The organism is Paraperibacillus esterisolvens, from assembly GCF_046237625.1.
GTDB lineage: Bacteria > Bacillota > Bacilli > Bacillales > DSM-1321 > Paraperibacillus > Paraperibacillus esterisolvens.
Map to the genome: position 1 here is coordinate 513531 of NZ_CP143545.1, position 17521 is coordinate 531051.

17 protein-coding genes are annotated in these 17521 nt (G+C 45.4%); 16 read left to right on the top strand and 1 reads right to left on the bottom strand.

Annotation, left to right across the window (positions count from 1 at the left end):
* Window positions 1-9 precede the first annotated feature (9 nt).
* From V1501_RS02675 to V1501_RS02695, 5 genes are all read left to right on the top strand, one after another.
* Window positions 10-1554 carry a response regulator gene (locus V1501_RS02675; RefSeq protein WP_409291320.1) on the top strand — a complete coding sequence of 515 codons (1545 nt, stop codon included), beginning with the start codon at window positions 10-12 and terminating at the stop codon, window positions 1552-1554.
* A gap of 282 nt (window positions 1555-1836) precedes the next feature.
* Window positions 1837-2505, top strand: coding sequence for a Type 1 glutamine amidotransferase-like domain-containing protein (locus V1501_RS02680; protein ID WP_409293224.1), 669 nt, complete (start codon window positions 1837-1839; stop codon window positions 2503-2505).
* A 214-nt stretch (window positions 2506-2719) separates the two neighbouring features.
* Window positions 2720-3016: a nucleotide pyrophosphohydrolase gene (locus V1501_RS02685; RefSeq protein ID WP_409291321.1), complete on the top strand. Its 297-nt coding sequence runs from the start codon at window positions 2720-2722 to the stop codon at window positions 3014-3016.
* Window positions 3017-3105: 89 nt separating this feature from the next.
* The gene (locus V1501_RS02690; protein ID WP_409291322.1) at window positions 3106-3405 is read left to right on the top strand and encodes a GIY-YIG nuclease family protein; all 300 of its coding nucleotides are present in this window, start codon (window positions 3106-3108) and stop codon (window positions 3403-3405) included.
* A gap of 208 nt (window positions 3406-3613) precedes the next feature.
* Complete coding sequence (locus V1501_RS02695; RefSeq protein ID WP_409291323.1) at window positions 3614-4357, top strand: hypothetical protein; 744 nt, start codon at window positions 3614-3616, stop codon at window positions 4355-4357.
* Window positions 4358-4671: 314 nt separating this feature from the next.
* On the opposite strand, the gene V1501_RS02700 is transcribed toward V1501_RS02695, so the two are convergent.
* The gene (locus V1501_RS02700; protein ID WP_409291324.1) at window positions 4672-8358 is read right to left on the bottom strand and encodes a glycosyltransferase; all 3687 of its coding nucleotides are present in this window, start codon (window positions 8356-8358) and stop codon (window positions 4672-4674) included.
* A 271-nt stretch (window positions 8359-8629) separates the two neighbouring features.
* Between V1501_RS02700 and V1501_RS02705 the strand changes: the two genes are divergently transcribed.
* The 11 genes from V1501_RS02705 to V1501_RS02755 all read left to right on the top strand — a co-directional run bounded on the left by V1501_RS02705 (window position 8630) and on the right by V1501_RS02755 (window position 17516).
* Entirely contained in the window at window positions 8630-9046 is a 417-nt protein-coding gene (locus tag V1501_RS02705; protein ID WP_409291325.1) for a hypothetical protein, read from the top strand.
* An 82-nt stretch (window positions 9047-9128) separates the two neighbouring features.
* Window positions 9129-9677: a DUF4240 domain-containing protein gene (locus V1501_RS02710; protein WP_409291326.1), complete on the top strand. Its 549-nt coding sequence runs from the start codon at window positions 9129-9131 to the stop codon at window positions 9675-9677.
* Window positions 9678-9809: 132 nt separating this feature from the next.
* A complete protein-coding gene (locus tag V1501_RS02715) occupies window positions 9810-11063 on the top strand; it encodes a vWA domain-containing protein (RefSeq protein ID WP_409291327.1) in 1254 nt (417 codons plus the stop codon).
* A gap of 44 nt (window positions 11064-11107) precedes the next feature.
* Window positions 11108-11968, top strand: coding sequence for an alpha/beta fold hydrolase (locus V1501_RS02720; protein ID WP_409291328.1), 861 nt, complete (start codon window positions 11108-11110; stop codon window positions 11966-11968).
* Between the two features lie 95 nt (window positions 11969-12063).
* Window positions 12064-12327 (top strand): DUF3949 domain-containing protein, encoded by a 264-nt coding sequence (locus tag V1501_RS02725; protein ID WP_409291329.1) that lies wholly within the window; start codon window positions 12064-12066, stop codon window positions 12325-12327.
* A 65-nt stretch (window positions 12328-12392) separates the two neighbouring features.
* Window positions 12393-13187 carry a phosphotransferase gene (locus V1501_RS02730; protein WP_409291330.1) on the top strand — a complete coding sequence of 265 codons (795 nt, stop codon included), beginning with the start codon at window positions 12393-12395 and terminating at the stop codon, window positions 13185-13187.
* A 262-nt stretch (window positions 13188-13449) separates the two neighbouring features.
* Entirely contained in the window at window positions 13450-13845 is a 396-nt protein-coding gene (locus V1501_RS02735) for a VOC family protein (RefSeq protein WP_409291331.1), read from the top strand.
* Between the two features lie 312 nt (window positions 13846-14157).
* The gene (locus V1501_RS02740; protein WP_409291332.1) at window positions 14158-15198 is read left to right on the top strand and encodes a hypothetical protein; all 1041 of its coding nucleotides are present in this window, start codon (window positions 14158-14160) and stop codon (window positions 15196-15198) included.
* 59 nt (window positions 15199-15257) lie between these two features.
* Entirely contained in the window at window positions 15258-15962 is a 705-nt protein-coding gene (locus V1501_RS02745; RefSeq protein WP_409291333.1) for a zinc ribbon domain-containing protein, read from the top strand.
* Between the two features lie 152 nt (window positions 15963-16114).
* Complete coding sequence (locus tag V1501_RS02750) at window positions 16115-16861, top strand: methionine ABC transporter ATP-binding protein (protein ID WP_409291334.1); 747 nt, start codon at window positions 16115-16117, stop codon at window positions 16859-16861.
* Entirely contained in the window at window positions 16854-17516 is a 663-nt protein-coding gene (locus tag V1501_RS02755) for a methionine ABC transporter permease (protein ID WP_409291335.1), read from the top strand. The genes V1501_RS02750 and V1501_RS02755 overlap by 8 nt, the downstream gene beginning before the upstream one ends.
* Window positions 17517-17521 lie beyond the last annotated feature (5 nt).

Below are 17521 nucleotides of genomic sequence, written 5' to 3' on the forward strand. Positions count from 1 at the left end.
TTTTCTAATATGTATAAACTTTTGATTGTTGATGATGAAAAGATTGTAATTGAAGGCTTAAAATCAGTAGTTAACTGGCAGGAGCATCAGATTGAAATTGCAGGATCTGCTTCTGATGGAGAAGAGGCACTAAAAGAAATTATGGATAAAAAGCCTGACATCGTGTTAGCGGATATAAGAATGCCAAAATTAAACGGTCTGGATTTGATTCAAGAAACAAAAGCTCTCAATCTTGATACGGTTTTTATCATTATCAGCGGGTATTCAACATTTGATTACGCCAGAAGGGCTATCCAGCTCCAGGCGGTCGACTATCTCGTTAAACCTATTGAAGTAGAAGCCATCATTCACTCTATAAAAACTGCCGTTTTAAAACTGGAAAAGATAAAAAATGAAAAAAGTGCAGCCCAGCGGATGAATGAATATCAATCGGTTTTAGAAGAAAAGCGTGTTCTTGATTACATACTGGGCCAAAGATTTGCTGAGCCTGACAACGATCAAAAGCTGCAAAGCTTTTCTTTCTTAAACATCGGATTGAAGGGGATTGACTGGGAAAATGAAAATGCCGCAGAAAAAATTCAAGCGTCCATAAAATGTATAAAAAGCCATTTGGAAAATACGAAGATACAGCACTTTGTTTATGCAATTGACAGCGAAATTGTCATCATGATTTCAAACACTGATTCAGAGCCTGGAAATACCCTTATGCATGATCTTATATCATTGCTCTTTCATGTTATGAACATAAGGCCCGTGGTCGGGGTAAGCAATATTCATGGAACGATTCCAAACATAAAGAAAGCCTATAGTGAAGCAAAAGAAGCGTTGAAAAATGGTGTTTTTTCAAACAGATTAATAACTCATTATAAAGAATTAGAAACATTCAATACTTCCTTTGATAACCGGATTATTGAAAAAGTTGATGCATATTTTAATGGAAAAGGCCCAGACCTTCTTACTGGCATGAACCTTTTCATCGACACTGTTTTTCTAAACTGCCAGCAGAACAGCCTCCCGCCAGAAAAAACAAAATACGTCTGTTTTAAAATCGTTAATCATTTCCTTGAATATATCGAAAGTGAATATGAAATCAATAAAAGCGGCGGCGAACGATATTCTGTTTACCAGGAATTAAATCAGCTGCAGTCGTATGAAGAAATCAAAGTTTGGCTGGAACAATTTATCGGGCAGTCCACTGCTAATTTAACTGAAAATCATGTGTCCTATAATGAAAAACTAATCATCGATTTAAAAAATTTCATTAACGCCAATTATAAAGAACCGATTGTTTTAGATGACTTAGGCAAGCTGTTCCATAAAAATCCTGCCTATCTCTGTAACTTGTTTTCTAAGGCAGGCGGCAGCACCATCTTTGAATATATTACAAAGGTCAGACTAAATAATGCCAAGAGACTGTTAAGAACCACGAATTTAAAGGTATCGGAGATTTGTAAGCAGTCAGGCTATGAGAATCAAAAATACTTTAATCAGGTATTTAAGAAACATATTGGGATGACCCCTGGTCTTTATCGATCGCAGCACATACTAAAGTAAAGGCAGCCATATAGGATCAATTTGGCTTTTGTATCAGGCAAATTTTATCCTGTAAGGCTGATGAACTTTATTTAAAAGCTGTGCTGCCGTGCCCAGGCGCTTTGCTTTTTTTACGAGAGAAACCATCGTATTACCTTCTTAAATCTTCTTAATTTCCTATTGACTCTTGCTGTCCCCAAAATAAAATAAAGTTACAGCACAGTCCCTTACCTAATGCTCCAGTTGCTTTTAAATAGTCTGAATAGTAAAACTTCAATTAAGCGTAAGAGGAGGAATTAAGTGATGAAATTACTGCTTACATCCGGAGGCGTCACTAACAAAAGCATACACGATGCGCTGGTTGAGATGCTGGACAAGCCGATTGCCGAGTCCAATGCCCTGTGTATTCCAACCGCGATGTACGGGCACCCATGGGTGGGCCCTGGAGTCAAAGCTTGGGAGTTCATAACCGGTAAAGAAGAAAATCCTATGGTCAACCTGGGCTGGAAATCTGTCGGTATATTAGAGCTCACAGCGCTGCCGAGTCTTAATGAAGACCGCTGGGTGCCGGTGGTGCAGGAGACGGACGTCCTGCTGGTATCGGGAGGTGACGCGCTCTACCTGAGTTACTGGATGAAACAGTCAGGACTTGCAGAACTCCTGCCTTCACTGCCTTCAGTCTATGTGGGAATGAGTGCGGGAAGCATGGTGATGGCTCCTAACATCGGGGCAGACTTCGTTGGCTGGACTCCGCCGAGCGGTGGTGATGAAGCACTCGGCCTGGTCGACTTTGCCATGTTCCCGCATCTGGGACACGTGATGCTTCCCGATAACACGATGGCAGCAGCAGAGAAATGGGCAGCCGGGATGCAGGGGCCGGCGTATGCAGTGGATGATGATACGGCTATTAAAGTAATTGATGGTGTGGTTGAGGTTGTATCGGAGGGTAAGTGGAGGTTGTTTACGCCGTAATTTGCTAGGCTGCCAGTCATATATACTTATAATTGACAAAGATGAAGTAAACATTTCGAAGGCATTCCCTGAAGGGTTTGCTTTTTTTCTTTTACCACTTCTGTATGTGTGCATCTAGCACCAGTACTGATTTTTACTTAGATAAATACAACAAAGCGGAACCTAATGCTAAAATAGAATATATTTACATAAAAACTAACTAGGCGGGATACCCATGCAAGACCTCATAAACAAGATCATACAATTCCGGGAAGAAAGAAACTGGGGCCAGTATCATAATGAGAAGGATCTGGCATTATCCATTTCGCTTGAGGCAAGCGAGCTTCTGGAAAACTTTCAATGGAGGAGCAGCGAGGAAGCGGTAGCGGAGTCGAGGCAGAATATTAAGGAAGAGATGGCGGATGTGTTCATCTATCTTTTGCAGCTGGCGGACAAAATGGAGATCGATTTGGTGGACGAGGCTCATAAGAAGATGGAGAAGAATGCGATTAAATATCCTGTTAATAAATGAACTTCACTATGCGCATGAAGGCAGGTAAATGACATATGATCCAGGTAGATATAAAGACTATGCCTTTTAACAGGGAGTCATTAGATAGCTTGAGTGATAAGTATTATGCTAATTATCCTGTGGTTTATTTCCTGAATATTCATACGACTGTCTATATTGGTGAAACGGTAGCTGTCCGGAAGCGGATGAAGAATCATTTGAATAATCAGGAAAGAAAATCGTTAAACAAAATGAGTCTGATTATTCATGACAGATTTAACCGATCGGCTACTTATAATATTGAAACGAAGCTTATTAATTACTTTTTGGCGGATGAGCGGTATAAGCTGCAGAATAAGAGTCAGACGGCGAAAAGTGTTGTGCACAATAGGATAGGGAAGACGGAGTAATTTGAATTGAATATGTGCAGTGAACACTGCTTGGGGTGAGCCGTGTTTTTCTTTTGGTTCATTTATGAGAATTTGAACTTTCTAGGAGAAATCTATCATTTTGAGTCTGGAAAAGGAATCTCTTTTCTCATACCCCCACACCCCCAGGTGCCCCGCCGTATTCTCTCAAAGAATACAAACCTACATAACCAGCAAGGGGAATCACATAATGAAGATAAGCAAGGGAGCCCTGGCCATGGTAGTGGCAGGGGCTGTTACGTTCTCGGTGGCCAACTCGCTGTTAGTTGATCCAGTTACGAAAAGAGGGCCGCTGCCGAGATTGGCGGATATAATCAAGCAGCCGCCCATGATGAAGAAAGAGATGGTGGCAGAGGCAAAAGGGAAGGAAAGCAGGCCCGAAACTGCTCCCAAAGCCTCTGTTCGAATAGGGACATCTGCCATTAAAAGTGAGCGTGCGGCGGTGACACCTAAAGCACCCAGACAAAAGGAAGAAGTCAAAGTTACAGCTGTTATGAGTAAGGCTGAGCCAGCAGCAAGAAAGCCAGCTGTCCGAAAAGCCTCGGTTACTGCTTCAAATGTGCCAGTGAAGACGGCGGCTGCAAAAGTGCCAGTAATCCCAGCAGTCAAGACGGCGCCTGTAAGAGTGCCAATAATCGCAGCAGTCAAGACGACGCCTGTTAAAGAAGCGCCGGCACCAGTCAGAGAAACACCGGCACCTGTAAGGAAGCCGGCTTCCACGCCAGCGGCCACAAAGCCGCCATCAGAGCCTGCATCGCCTCAAGTCAAGGCGGCGGCACCTGTGACAGCTGAAAAGAAACTGGCTGCAACAGAACCAAAGCCAGCTGAAACGAAGCGGGCAGCCGCATCCGTACGCGGCCAGCAGGCCTCGACAGCTGCAAAGGAAAAGGCTGCTGTGCGGCAGGCGGAGAAGGAAAACAAGGGTAATATGTAAACTAAAAAGAGGACGCCCTGGTAGTCGGACGTCCTTTTTTGCATAGTTTTTGTGATTTTTTGTGTTTTCGCTTCTATCAGTGATTTTTTAAGAAAAATGTCTAATATAACTTTCAAAGTGGGCAGCAGCACTAAGCTGGATGCCCTTTACTCGCCGAAATCACCAAGTTACTCGCCGAACTTGACCATTTACTCGCCATCCGGCTTAAATGAAACCAGCAGCTCTTCCCTCTAAAACTCCGCAGTTAAAGCCCGGGGAAAAACACTAAGTTTTTCTTCCCGGGCTTAGTTTTTTCCGCCAGACTATTTACCTTCCTAAACAGCTTCCTCCCTATCCTCCACAATTGAAGTCTCCTGGGTGGCATTGCCTTTTCGCTTCAGCTTGCCCCAGCCGACGGTGACTCCCCTCAGTGCTGACAGGATGGATTTAATCACCACATAAGTCATGAGATGCTTATACAGGATCCGCTGCAGGAACAGGGAGACGAGCGGCCTTGGACTTTCCTTTTCTAAGCGGAATGCGTATAGGGCTGCGCATAAGTCCAGCAGGTAGAAGAAGCCGAAGCCGATGGCTGCTTTTTCCGGTCTTGTGTTGAAAAAGGCCAGGATGAACAGGAGATCGGCCAGCGGAGCGATGGTCTGGTAAACATACTGGAAGATCCACATGTTGGGAAGGGCGACATATCCCAGTGATTTGTTTTTCTTATTGAACAGAGCTGTGCGATGCTTCCACAGGCACTGCAGGGTGCCGTACACCCAGCGGTAGCGCTGTTTGGCAAGGCTCCTGATGTCTTCAGGCGCTTCTGTATAGGCATAGGCTTTTTCCTCGAACTCGATTCGATGGCCGCTTCGCAGGAGAGTGAGGGTGATGTCGGTATCCTCAGCAAGGGTATCTTCCTGGAAGTACCCGGCTTTCTCAACGGCACTTTTTCTCCAGGCACCGATCGCACCAGGGACAACGGTGATGCAGTTGAGGGCAGCGAAGGCCCTCCGCTCCAGGTTAAAGCCTGTCACATATTCAATATGCTGCCATCTGGTCAGGAGGTTGTTCCGGTTTCCAACCTTCACATTGCCGGAAACAGCCGCGACATTTTCCTGTTTGAAATGCTGCACAAGCAGCGTGATGGCATCCTCGGCGATGAGTGTATCCGCATCGAGTGCAACGACGATTTCGCCCCGGGCTTCCTTAAAGCCCAGATTGACCGCCGAGGATTTTCCTCCATTCGGTTTCCTGATCAATCTCACAAGAGGCTGACCGGCATAAGCAGCCTGCACGATGGCGGCTGTGCCATCCTTAGAGCCGTCATCAATCACCAGGATTTCAAAGTTTTTATAATGACTTTCCAAGATTGACTGAATGGTCTTGCAGATGACTCGTTCCTCATTATAGGCAGCGATCACAACAGAGACGTTTGGCGTGTAGCCGGGGTCGGCTTCTTTCGCCTTATAACGTTTGATCTGCTTCCTGGACAGGTAGATGAAGACAATCAGCCTCAAGATCCCAAGGAATATGGCTGAATAAAAGAGGATACTGAGTCCCGAATGCCAGGCCTTCATGACCATGAACACTGCCTTATCATAAATGAGATAAGGGCTGTCAGGGTTTGCGGCCGGCATGATTTCGCTCTCGCTCCTCCCGAGCAGGCCGCCGACAGTGGTAAAGGTGTAGCCGCGGTCCTTCAATTCCTTAATGATGACGGGCAGGGCGTCGATGGTGCTGGTGCGGTCACCGCCGGAGTCATGCAGCAGGATTATGTTCCCGTTCGGCAGCTGCTTTAATACCTCTGCGACAATGTCACTGCCCTGGATTCCCTTCCAGTCGCCGCCATCGATTTCCTTGCTGACCATCGTGTAGCCCAACTCCTGTGCCCGTTCAATCGGAGTCAGTTCCTCCCTGGTGCGCGGACTGGATCCGGCTGTATATGGCGGGCGGAAGAGGGTCATGGAATGGCCCGTGATTCCCTGGAAAAGCCGCTGTGTGGCATTCAATTCCATCTTGGTCTGATAAGCCGTGCTTTTGGCCATATCGGCATGAGTATAGGTATGGTTGCCAATTTCATGGCCCTCACGGTGCAGCCGTTTGACCAGCTCCGGATGCATCAGGGCATTCTCCCCGATGATGAAGAAGGTACCCTTGATTTCATTTTTGTCCAGGATATCAAGGATTTTGGGAGTGTATGCCGGGTCGGGACCGTCATCGAATGAGAGGACAATCTTCTTCCCGCGGGTATTCCCATGCCGCACCACTTCATACGGTTTCGGCAGTTTTTCATAGCTTCCGGTCTGAATCAGGCCGTCATGACCGGCTATGATGTTCCGTTTCCCGGGCTGGGCGGAGGAGGCGAGCTCCACAATCTCACCCTTGCCGCTGTAATGGACAGGCTCAGGGGCTGCCAATGACCCGAGGGCACGAGAAGGATCCTGAATTTCCTTCGGCTTATTGATGTACTTCCAGATGGCAGGGTCTTCAGAGCCAAGGCGCCACACAGCTATCCCTGCTGCGCCGCCTCCGGCCGCAAGCTTCATCTGGTTATAGAAAGAGGCTCCGTCAAGGAACCAGACCATGTGGTTCTTTCCGTCCTTCTTATATTGAAAATAAGGATTGCCGAACTGTTCATGCCAATGGATCTTAAGATCGGTTCTGCTTCCAAGCTGCATGATATCCCGGAAGGCAAGCTCCGTCGCAGGTTTTTTCGTGCCTTCCTCCCAGTCATAGCCATAGTTTCCTAAGCTCACCACAAGTTTATCGGGAGGAATCTCGAGCTTTCTCAGCTTCTCTTTCACCCATTGAGTGGACGCAATCGGCCCTGGCCGGCTCATGGAATAATGATGGTCATACATCATGATGAACATGCGGTCGGCACTAGCTGACAGCGATCTATAATCGAAGCTTGGATTGTCCGGAGGAACGTCCACGGTGACCATCAGGCCTTTTTTATGGAATGCCCGGTACACCTTATCCATGAACTGGGTGAATTGCATCCTATCCTTGGCATGGACTTCCTCAAAGTCGATATTGATGCCGTCAAATTTCATGATGGTTACATAGGCGAGCATTCTTTCAATGAACTTATCTTCTGCACCAGGCGTGGTAAACAGCCGGTGGAGTAGATTGCCGTCCCATTTGTTATCAATGAAGTTATTGACCAGGGGAAGAACCTTCACATCAGAAGCCCTCGCTCTGTCAGCAATCTCGATGTCTGTATTTGTTTTAAGGGTTAAATCAGGAGTGAGCTGAAGCCATTCCGGCACCACGGTTGTAAGAGAATTCATATTCTGCTTGAAGGATGCCTTGCTGTTTTTATCCCAATTCACATAAAAGCCGTACACTTCCTGATTGGTCTTCATTTGTTTCTTATCAAGGAGTTCCGGCTCCCTGCTGTCCTTTTTCTGGACAGCAGCCTGTTTCTCAAGCGGCTCATTGACCGGGATAATTCCGCTCTCCTCTGTCTTTTTAGTAAGCTTAAGCCCGGGAAATGCCGGGTCGGCATTCAGGCTTTGGATAAAATAGGTAGAGACCAGGACAATCAGGATCGTAAAGCCGATGGTCATGCGCATAATGATCGACCAGCGTCTTTTTGCAGGGTCCAGGAACACCTGGTCCTGATTCTCGCCCTCTTTTTTGAGCCCTAGATTATAGAACCAGTGAAAGAAGAAATAACAGAGCAGCCCGACAACACCGCCAAGAAGTCCGGCTGCCAGGCTGTCCGAAGTTTGAAATCTCTCCTGGATCATGGAAAACAGTTGATAATTTTCCAGGGCGCCCATCTTAATACCGGGCAGGTCCCGCATATTCGGTATGAACGTCGTAATCAGCGCCCCCAGCAGCAGCGCAATGATATTTAGTCGGAATAAAAGTGAAAAGGCAATGAATAATGGAATCCGAAAAGAATCCAGCGGCAAAAATGCCAGAAAAAAACCAAGTGTACTTGCGACTGCCCCAGCATTGCCCGTTACAGGCGCAAGCAGGGAGCCGACCGTCCACCTAAACATTCGATTCATGAAAATATCCTCCTAAGGTGCCGTGTTAAATATGTATGGATGGTTTGATAAGTATGTAAAAAATAGCGGTACATAAAAAAAGACCAACAACAAAGTCTTAGGAAAGAGAGATTGAATTGTGGGGGTAGGCTGCCAGGTTTCTAGTTTGATTTTTGTTGGAAAAAGGAGGTTCTGACTGTCAAAAATACTTTATAAGGTACAAACTGGAAGGAAGGGTTTTAATACTCTGACATAATGAGAGCTGAAAATTAGAAATGAGGCGGGGATTATAGTGGATAAAGAGAGAGAAAAGGTGATAGTAAAAGCCTTTTTCACGAAAAGGCTCCAGGACAGGGTAATATTCGAACTGTCTTCAGCTAAGAAGCGTAAAGATGCCCTAAGCCGTCTATGTCATTCTTATAGAGAAACCCTGCGGGAAGAATATCTGTTCAGCATTCCAAAACCAAACTCAGATCCTCAAGTAATAGAAAAGCTGTTAAAGCAAAATGGCGCAGGGGATACCTGCTATGTTATTTCCTGGGATGAAGAAATAGACGGCAGAGAACTGAACCTGGCCCCTGCCCTGGAACGGGCTGTAGGAATGGGAATGCCTTCCTTGATTTCCTGTATTCCAGGCCAACTTGCCTTTTTTGAGGCTGAACAGGAGGTTCTGCCTTCTCCAAGGTTTTTATTGAAACGGCCGCAATAAAATAAATGGGAGCAGGAAAGAGAAGGAAGCCGCGTATAGAATGTCGAAATTAAGCATTAATAAAATTTTGGAGGTTTTTATAATGGACCAGCAGGAATTTTGGAGTTTAATTGAAAAGTCCAGGAAAGCTGATGAATCGGCGGACTGGTTGACAGAGGAATTGTCTCAAAAAGGATTAGAGGAAGTTATAGATTTCGAATTTGTGTTTCAGAGTTTAATGAACGCCAGCTATACATCACGTTTATGGGGAGCGGCATTTGTTTTGATGGGCGGCTGTTCGGACGATGCATTTGATTATTTCCGCGGGTGGCTGATCGGCCAGGGAGAAGAAATATTTCATAAAGTCATGAAAGACCCTGAATTTCTAGCAGAATATATAAATGGAGATAACCTTGATGAAGAAGGATTTCCACAAAACGAAGAATTGCTTTCAGTTGGAATGGATGCATATACCCTCATTAAGAAGGGGGATACAGAATGGGATGACAAAATCTATGATGAGTTATTAGCGGACCTTGAGAATAAGGGGCTGCAGCCTGCTGATGAAATAGATTTTGACTGGGAAGAAGATGAACTGGAAAGCTTATTTCCTATCTTATGGGAAAGGTTTGGGGAAGAACCATTAGGTTAAAAGTCTTTTCCCGGAGTCTGGCTATATTACTATTTTCATTGACCTAGGGGTAACTTTAGCGGAATGTTTTTATCCTTTAATAGACATTGAGACAGAAGCGGGGAGAAGAAGTATAGATAAGGGGGAAACTCTATGAACGTAACAAAACTGCCGGCTGGAGCGAACGCGCCAGTTGCCAAAACTGGAAAAGTGGAACTAAGGGTGGAATGGAACCAGTCACCCTGCGACCTGGATATTGCGAACTTTATGGTGGGAAATAACGGGAAGGTTCCGTCTGACGATTACATGATCTTCTATAACCAGCCTGAAGATCCGGAAAGAAGCGTAAGCTTTTCAAATACCGGAGCTAATGCCGTAAGATTTTCCATCGATTTGGACAGGATTTCTCCATCCATTGAAAAATGTGTGTTCACAGCAACTCTAGATGGAGCTGGAACATTCAGCGGTGTCGAGGGCTGCAGGCTGATAGTAAAAACAGATGGTAATGAAATTGTATACGAAGTAACCGGTGCATCTAAAGAACGGGCACTTGTTGTGGCAGAACTCTACAAGCATTCATCAGGATATAAGATCAGGGGTATTGGACGAGGCTTCAACGGCGGATTAAAGCCGCTGGCTGAAGCACATGGAGTGGCCGTGGAGGATGAGGCGCCGGCACCTTCGCCGCAGCCGGCTCCGGCACCTGTAAAAGTCAATTTAACAAAGATTGATCTGTTAAAGGAAAAAGTGGTTGTTTCTCTTGAGAAGAAAAACCTTCGGACAGAAAAAGCGCGTGTTGTGGCCGTTCTGGATGCGTCAGGGTCAATGGCTGGCTTATACCGGAAAGGGACGGTCCAGCGTGCATTTGAACGTGCGCTTGCTGTTGCTGCTTGCTTTGACGATGACGGCGAGATGGATGTGTTTTTCTTTGCAGACAAGACATTCAACGCGCCAAGCGTAACCGAGAGGGATTTTGAAAACTACATAGAAAGAACTTATCCTGGTCCCGGAATTACGAAGAAACCAAGAATTGGATATGGGAACAACGAACCGGACGTGATGGCGAAGGTGATCCGGAAATATACTAAAGAAATGCCGCGGTATGATATTCCCACGTATGTTCTCTTCTTCAGTGACGGAGGCATTTATAAAGACAAGGAAATTGGAAAACTCTTGAAAGAAGCTTCCAGCAAAAATATTTTCTGGCAGTTCATCGGAATAGGAAAAGCCAAATTCGGAATTCTTCAGAAATTGGATGATCTGCCGGGACGTGAGGTGGACAATGCGGATTTCTTCAGCTTTAGAGATCTCGATAAAGTGACAGATGAAGAGCTGTATGACCGCTTATTCAATGAGTTCCCTGGATGGCTTAGAGAAGTTCGGAGAAAGGGAATTTTAGCCCAGTAAAGGTGTCCGGGAACCCGGAGTAATAATAGAGGCAGGGAGAAATCATGAAGCAATCCACCGTCAGAATAGAAGGAAAGAATGTTCATTATTATGAATGGGGAACAAAGAATAACCCGGCTATAATCTGTTTCCATGGACTCGGGAATAGTGGTGCTTCCTTTTCAGAGCTAGCTGAGCATCTAAATGAGCATTATCATATCATTTCTTTTGATAATCCAGGTCATGGAAAGACGTCTTCATTTGAAAAGGAAGAGGAATATCTATTCTCAAATATAGCGAATTGGTATAACCGTGTACTTCAGCTTGTAATAAGCGGGCCGTTCTATATTTTAGGTCATTCCTGGGGAGCTGATATTGCCTTGCATTATGCAAAACAGTTTCCTGAAAAAGTAAAGGGAATCATCCTCCTTGACGGCGGCTATACATTCCCGGATTATCAGGATGATATGACCTTTTCAAAGGTATACGAAGGGTGGGAACATTATCTCGATCATTCTTCTGTTTTCAACACTTGGACAGAGGTTGAAAATGAGTATAAAGCCTACTCAAAAAGATGGAATGAAACAATTGAATACATGGTCTCGGCAAACTTTACTAAAAAAAACACATATGAACTGATCAGTTCAAAGTTTTCGGTATTATCGATAATTAAAGCCTTCTTTAAAGAAGGCTTTACAACAACGTATGAATATATAAAGTCTCCATTATTGCTGATTCATGCAACTCTGCCGATTGAATTAGAACATGCCAGAGAGAAGGGGATCAATCATCTGAAGCAGAGCATCAGTGATGTAACGATTATCCCTATGGATGAAACGGGACATATGGTCCAATGGGATGATCCTGGATTCGTTGCTGATGAAATTCATAAGTGGATAAAAAAACTTATTGAAGCAGCCGTATAGCCTCTGGTTCATTGGGGTATTTTTGAAACACTTCTATACATCGTGCGTATATAGAGTTAAGGGAACACCAATAAGAAAGAAGGAGGCGGGAAACCATGGGCTTATACGCAACCCTGGCGGTTATCGGCTGCTATATCTTATTATCAATTATCCTTTTACCCATGCAATATAAATATATTAAACAAGTAAAAGAGATCGACGCAAGAAGTAAAGAACTAGGATTAACTAAGGAAGAATACTACGACAAAATGAGTTTTGAAATGCAGGAATTACATTTTAATGCACAAGGAAATCCTCTGTTTATAGGAGCAAACCTTTTAGCTACTCTTCTGTATAATTGGAGACAAAAAAGAAATTAAGGTAAATGAGTTAAAAGGTTGCTTTAGCAGCCTTTTTCTGTGGAGAAGAAAGGAGTGAAATTTAAATGCCCAATCCGCACAATGAAGAAAAGTTAACAGGAGGAAACGTTTCAAGCGTATATCGTTCGGAGGATACGGTACGACGGGAATTAAAGCCCGGCAGTGAGAGGATACATAGATTATTACAGCATCTTGAAAGCAAGGGCTTTGATTATGCCCCGATGTTTTTAGGGATAGATGAGAAAAATAGAGAAATATTATCCTATCTTGAAGGAGAAGCCGGACACTATCCTCTAAAAGAATATATGTGGTCCCATGATGCTTTAAAGGGAATAGCCGCAATGCTCCGTCAATATCATGATGCTGTGAGTGATTTTCCCTCATTAAATGAGTGGCCGCCCATGGATAACACTCCGGATCCAGTTGAGGTTGTATGCCATAATGACTTTGCAGTTTATAACATCATATTCAAGCATGAAAGGCCCGCTGGCATTATTGATTTTGATGTAGCAGCTCCCGGACCAAGACTTTGGGACATTGCCTATACTCTCTACACTTGTGTTCCATTAAGCAGACATTATTATACTGAAAAAGGCGAGGAAGTTCCTTATACCCAGGCACATGGTGCTGAACGTATAAGGGAAAGAGTGGATCTGTTTTTTGAATCCTACGGTATGGAGGGAATGAAAGACAGATATTTAGATATGGTCCTGCTCCGATTGGAAGGGTTGTGCAGATACATGAAGAGAAAAGCAGGTGAAGGAGACCCCGCTTTTCAGAAGATGTTAGACGAAGGCCATTATGAACATTATCAAAGGGATATTAAATTTATACGAGAACATGGAAGGGATTGGATATAAAAAGATGAAGTTTTAATTAAAAACGGGAAGCTTAACGGGCATTAGATGTAAAAAATCTATAATGCTAGAGCTGGTACTCACGTCTAAAACTATGGATACCAACAAGGGACTGACCGATGTGAAATAAGGTTATATAGAAGAAAAACAATAAAATCATAGATTGAATGATGGTACCTGCCGGTTATAATGATAAGTAAGACATGAGTGCGTATACAACCAGAGGTTTAAGATAGTGGCCAATCTAACTAAACAGGAGGAACCTATGGGGAGAGTAGTACATTTTGAAATCCATGTAAGTGACATGGAACGGGCAAAGAATTTTTATGGAGAAGTATTCGGCTGGACCTTTCAGGATTGGAGTGATTTTGCGGGAATACCTTACTTTGGGGCTGTGACGGGCCAAGAGGGGGAACTTGGAATTGATGGTGCTCTGATGCAGCGGCAAGGTCATGCGCCGGGAACAGGACAGCCTTTAAACGGGTTTGCCTGTACAATGGGCGTGGAGAATTACGATGTAACAGAAGCGAAGATTCTGGCAAATGGCGGCACGATGGCACTGGCTAAATATGCACTGCCTGGGATGGCGTGGCAGGGCTATTACATCGACACAGAAGGAAATACATTCGGGATTCATCAGCCTGATGCAAATGCAAAATAGGAAGAAGCAGTATAGTCTTAACACAAAACATTTAGTTTGGGAAGGCGGGGTTCACCGCCTTTCCTTTTTTGATGGTCAGGTGAAAGCCATTTAGTTCCAAACTCTTTCAGAGCTGATGCCTAAAGCGGGAAGCTTAAAATATGGTGAAAAATAGACGGGTTTATGCCGATAATACATAGGAAGGTACAATAAATACCTGATACCTGTTTATAATGATTTAAATTTGACAGGACCTATCCAAAAGGGGATAAAGCTTACTGGATATAACAACCGAGTGTTAACGAAATCAGATACATCAAAAGGGGAAATCATATGAAAATAAATCGTTTTGCTTCTATTGTACTGGCGTCCGCTCTATCGTTCGGACTGATAGGATGCCAGGCGGAAGGCAGCGTAGAGGAGAAGGGCAGTACAACAGCTGTAAAGGCGATGGAAACAGGGAAACTTGCTCTTGCGGATGCTGACTTTGATAAGGCAAAAAGTAATTTTGAGCTGGCCGTAGCCGAGGAGAAAGAAAATATGGATGCAAAAAACTGGCTGCAGATGGCTAAGAATATGGATGTGCTGTCCACTCATCTGGAAAACAATGAGATTGATAAAGCGGACGCCATCCTTTCCGTCATTAAGGAAGATGAATTATATGGGGCCATGAAAAGCCAGATTGACGGCTATGAGGCAGAGCTCACCTCCATGAAAGCAGCTAAGGATAAGCTGGATGATGAGATAGCAGCGATGAATCAGCATTTGGATGAAGGTTCATATGATGAGGTCATCGAGCAGGGAACTGAACTGAAGGCTGGCCAAAATATGACAGAGGAGCAGCTAACGGCCCTCAACAGTATCGTAAGGAATGCCACTGCTAAAAAAGATGCTGCCGGAACAAAAAAACCGGAAACTCCACAGGAAAAAGCTCCACAGGAAGAATATAAAGGAAAATTCTTTTATAGCCCCTATACGAATTCGCGATTCGGATTCACTGTGGAAGTACCTGCGACGTTCACAGCCGGCCCGGCACCTGACAACAATGATGGAAGGGAATTCTACAGCGGGGATGCAGTCATTACCGCATATGGAAGTCACATTAATATAATAGAAGATAATGAGACAATTGAAACGTATTATAACCGGGCACTGGATAATCTCACAGTCCCAGCTTCCTACCAAAAGCTGGGGACCGACTGGTATGTAGTCTCCTATATGGACGGAAGCAATATTGTCTATGAAAAAGCGGTGATCGGCGAAGATATTATCTCTCATCTGACAATCACTTATCCTTCCCGTGCAAAAGCATTTTACGACCCTATGGTCACGCATGTCTCCAAGACCTTTAAGGGCGGCCAAACAGAGCTATAGACGGGCAATCATTTATTACTATTTTAACCTAACAATCTTAGATAACCTGGAGGATTTTTATGAGCTTTTGTACACATTGCGGCAGTTCCCTCCCCACAGGGGCACAATTTTGCGGCGACTGCGGGTCGGCCACTGTAAGGGGAAGCAGGACAGCAGAGACGCTGCCGGCAGCGCTGGAACAAATGGTGCCTGCTGGAGCTCCAGAGCCAGCAGGGACCGTCCAATCAGGCCTCCTGAATAAATATGGCAGGAAGAAGGTCGGGATTGCGGCGGCGGTGGCGGCCGTTATCTGCGCTGCTTTCTATATAATGTCGCCTAAACAGCTGAATGAACAGGAATACAGCCGGCTGGCTATTGATTTAATAGTGAAAGGGAAAATTGCACAGGATGAGTTCCGGGATACGGTGGATGACTCTGGCGTTCATATCGGCCTTGAGCCCGATTGGTTGGAGGAATATAAAAAATTACAAGGCCCTGCTAAGGAGCTTGTGAAAGATTACGAAGAAATCGTGGAGGAGCTTGAGGATGTGAAGCCGCCGGAAACCTTTAAGTATGAGCATGAAAACCTCCTGAAGGCCTTTAGTGCCCACGGGAACATGGCATCCAATATCCGGTCATATATGGCGACAGGTGATGAAGAATACATGGAGTTAACTGATGAGTATGAAGATAAGGCGGATGAATATCTAGAGGGGTCAATCTTCGTGACCGACAGATATCAGGAAAAAATCATGGATCGCTACAGGGCCATTGGGGAAAATTAAAGTTTGGGCGGTTATTGATAAAGTGGCAGAGAGTCTGAACAAACTGTTCAGACTCTTTTTGATTTAGAACCGCCGGCATGACAACCCCGGCATCTTAAGCTATAATGAATGAATTGCCATTACCCTTCCAATAATAGAATGGGGTTTTTTTTATGATTAAATTACATCAGGTGAGTAAACATTTCTCTGAGTTCCAGGCCGTTAAGTCTGTTTCTTTGCTGATAAATAAAGGTGAGATCCATGGGATTATCGGGGCGAGCGGTGCCGGGAAGTCGACGCTGCTGCGGCTGATGAATCTGCTTGAGATCCCGGATGGGGGCGAGGTGGAAATTGATGGCCGCAGTCTGACCGCTATGAATGGCAGCCAGCTCCGCAAGGCCCGGAAGTCAATCGGGATGATCTTCCAGCATTTTAATCTCGTGGCAAATAAGACGGTTTATGAGAATGTCGCGGTTTCCCTTGAGCTGGCCCGATTCCCCCGCAGAGAGCGCCGGAATCGTGTGATGGAGTGCCTTCGGTTCGTGGGGCTTGAGGCGTTTGCAGGGAAATATCCTGCGGCATTAAGCGGAGGACAGAAGCAGCGTGTGGCCATTGCCAGGGCGCTTGCGAATAATCCCGGGGTGCTGTTATGTGATGAACCGACTTCAGCACTTGATCCGAATACTACAGCCGGCATTCTCGGGGTTCTTGAGAACATCAATAAAACCTTTGGTGTCACGATTGTGGTGGTCAGCCATGAGATGGAAGTCATACGGAGCATCTGCAGCAGGGTGACGGTGATGGCTGACGGGGAAATCTACGACACGGTTGAAAGCAAACCGTGGGGGATTCAGGCTGGGGATGACAGCCCGGAATACTTCGTGAATCAGCTGAAAAACGGAGGTGCAGCCGATGCCTGAGGTCATAGCTCAATATGAAACCCAGATCTGGCAGGCAATCGGTGAAACCTTTGTGATGGTCGGCATCTCCATTTTAGCGGCGGTGCTGATAGGGCTGCCTCTTGGTACGCTGCTTTTTCTTTGCAGGAGGGGCCAGCTGCTTGAAAACCGGCTGGTTTTCTCGGTATTGAACCTGCTGGTTAATATCATCCGGTCCTTTCCATTTTTACTCTTAGTGGTCTTTCTGATCCCGTTTACCCGGTTCATTCTGGGCACCGCGATCGGCACGGCGGCTTCGACCATTCCGCTTGCAATCATTGCCATTGCGCACTATTCCCGTCTGGTGGAGCAGACGTTACTGGATGTGCCTAGAGGGGTGATGGAAGCGGCGGTTTCCATGGGGGCTTCCGTCAGGGAGGTGGTATTCAAATTCCTTTACGTGGACGCCCGCTCGGGTCTTGTTCTCGGGCTGACCACTTCGATTGTGAGCTTCATTTCCTATTCGACGATCATGGGTGTGGTCGGCGGCGGCGGAATCGGGGATTTTGCCATCCGCTACGGCTATCAGCAGTTCAAGACGGAGTTAATGTTTTATATGATCGTAATCATGATCATACTCGTGCAGCTTGTCCAGTTCACCGGCACTACCGCTGCGCGGTTGATTGATAAAAGATAACATCA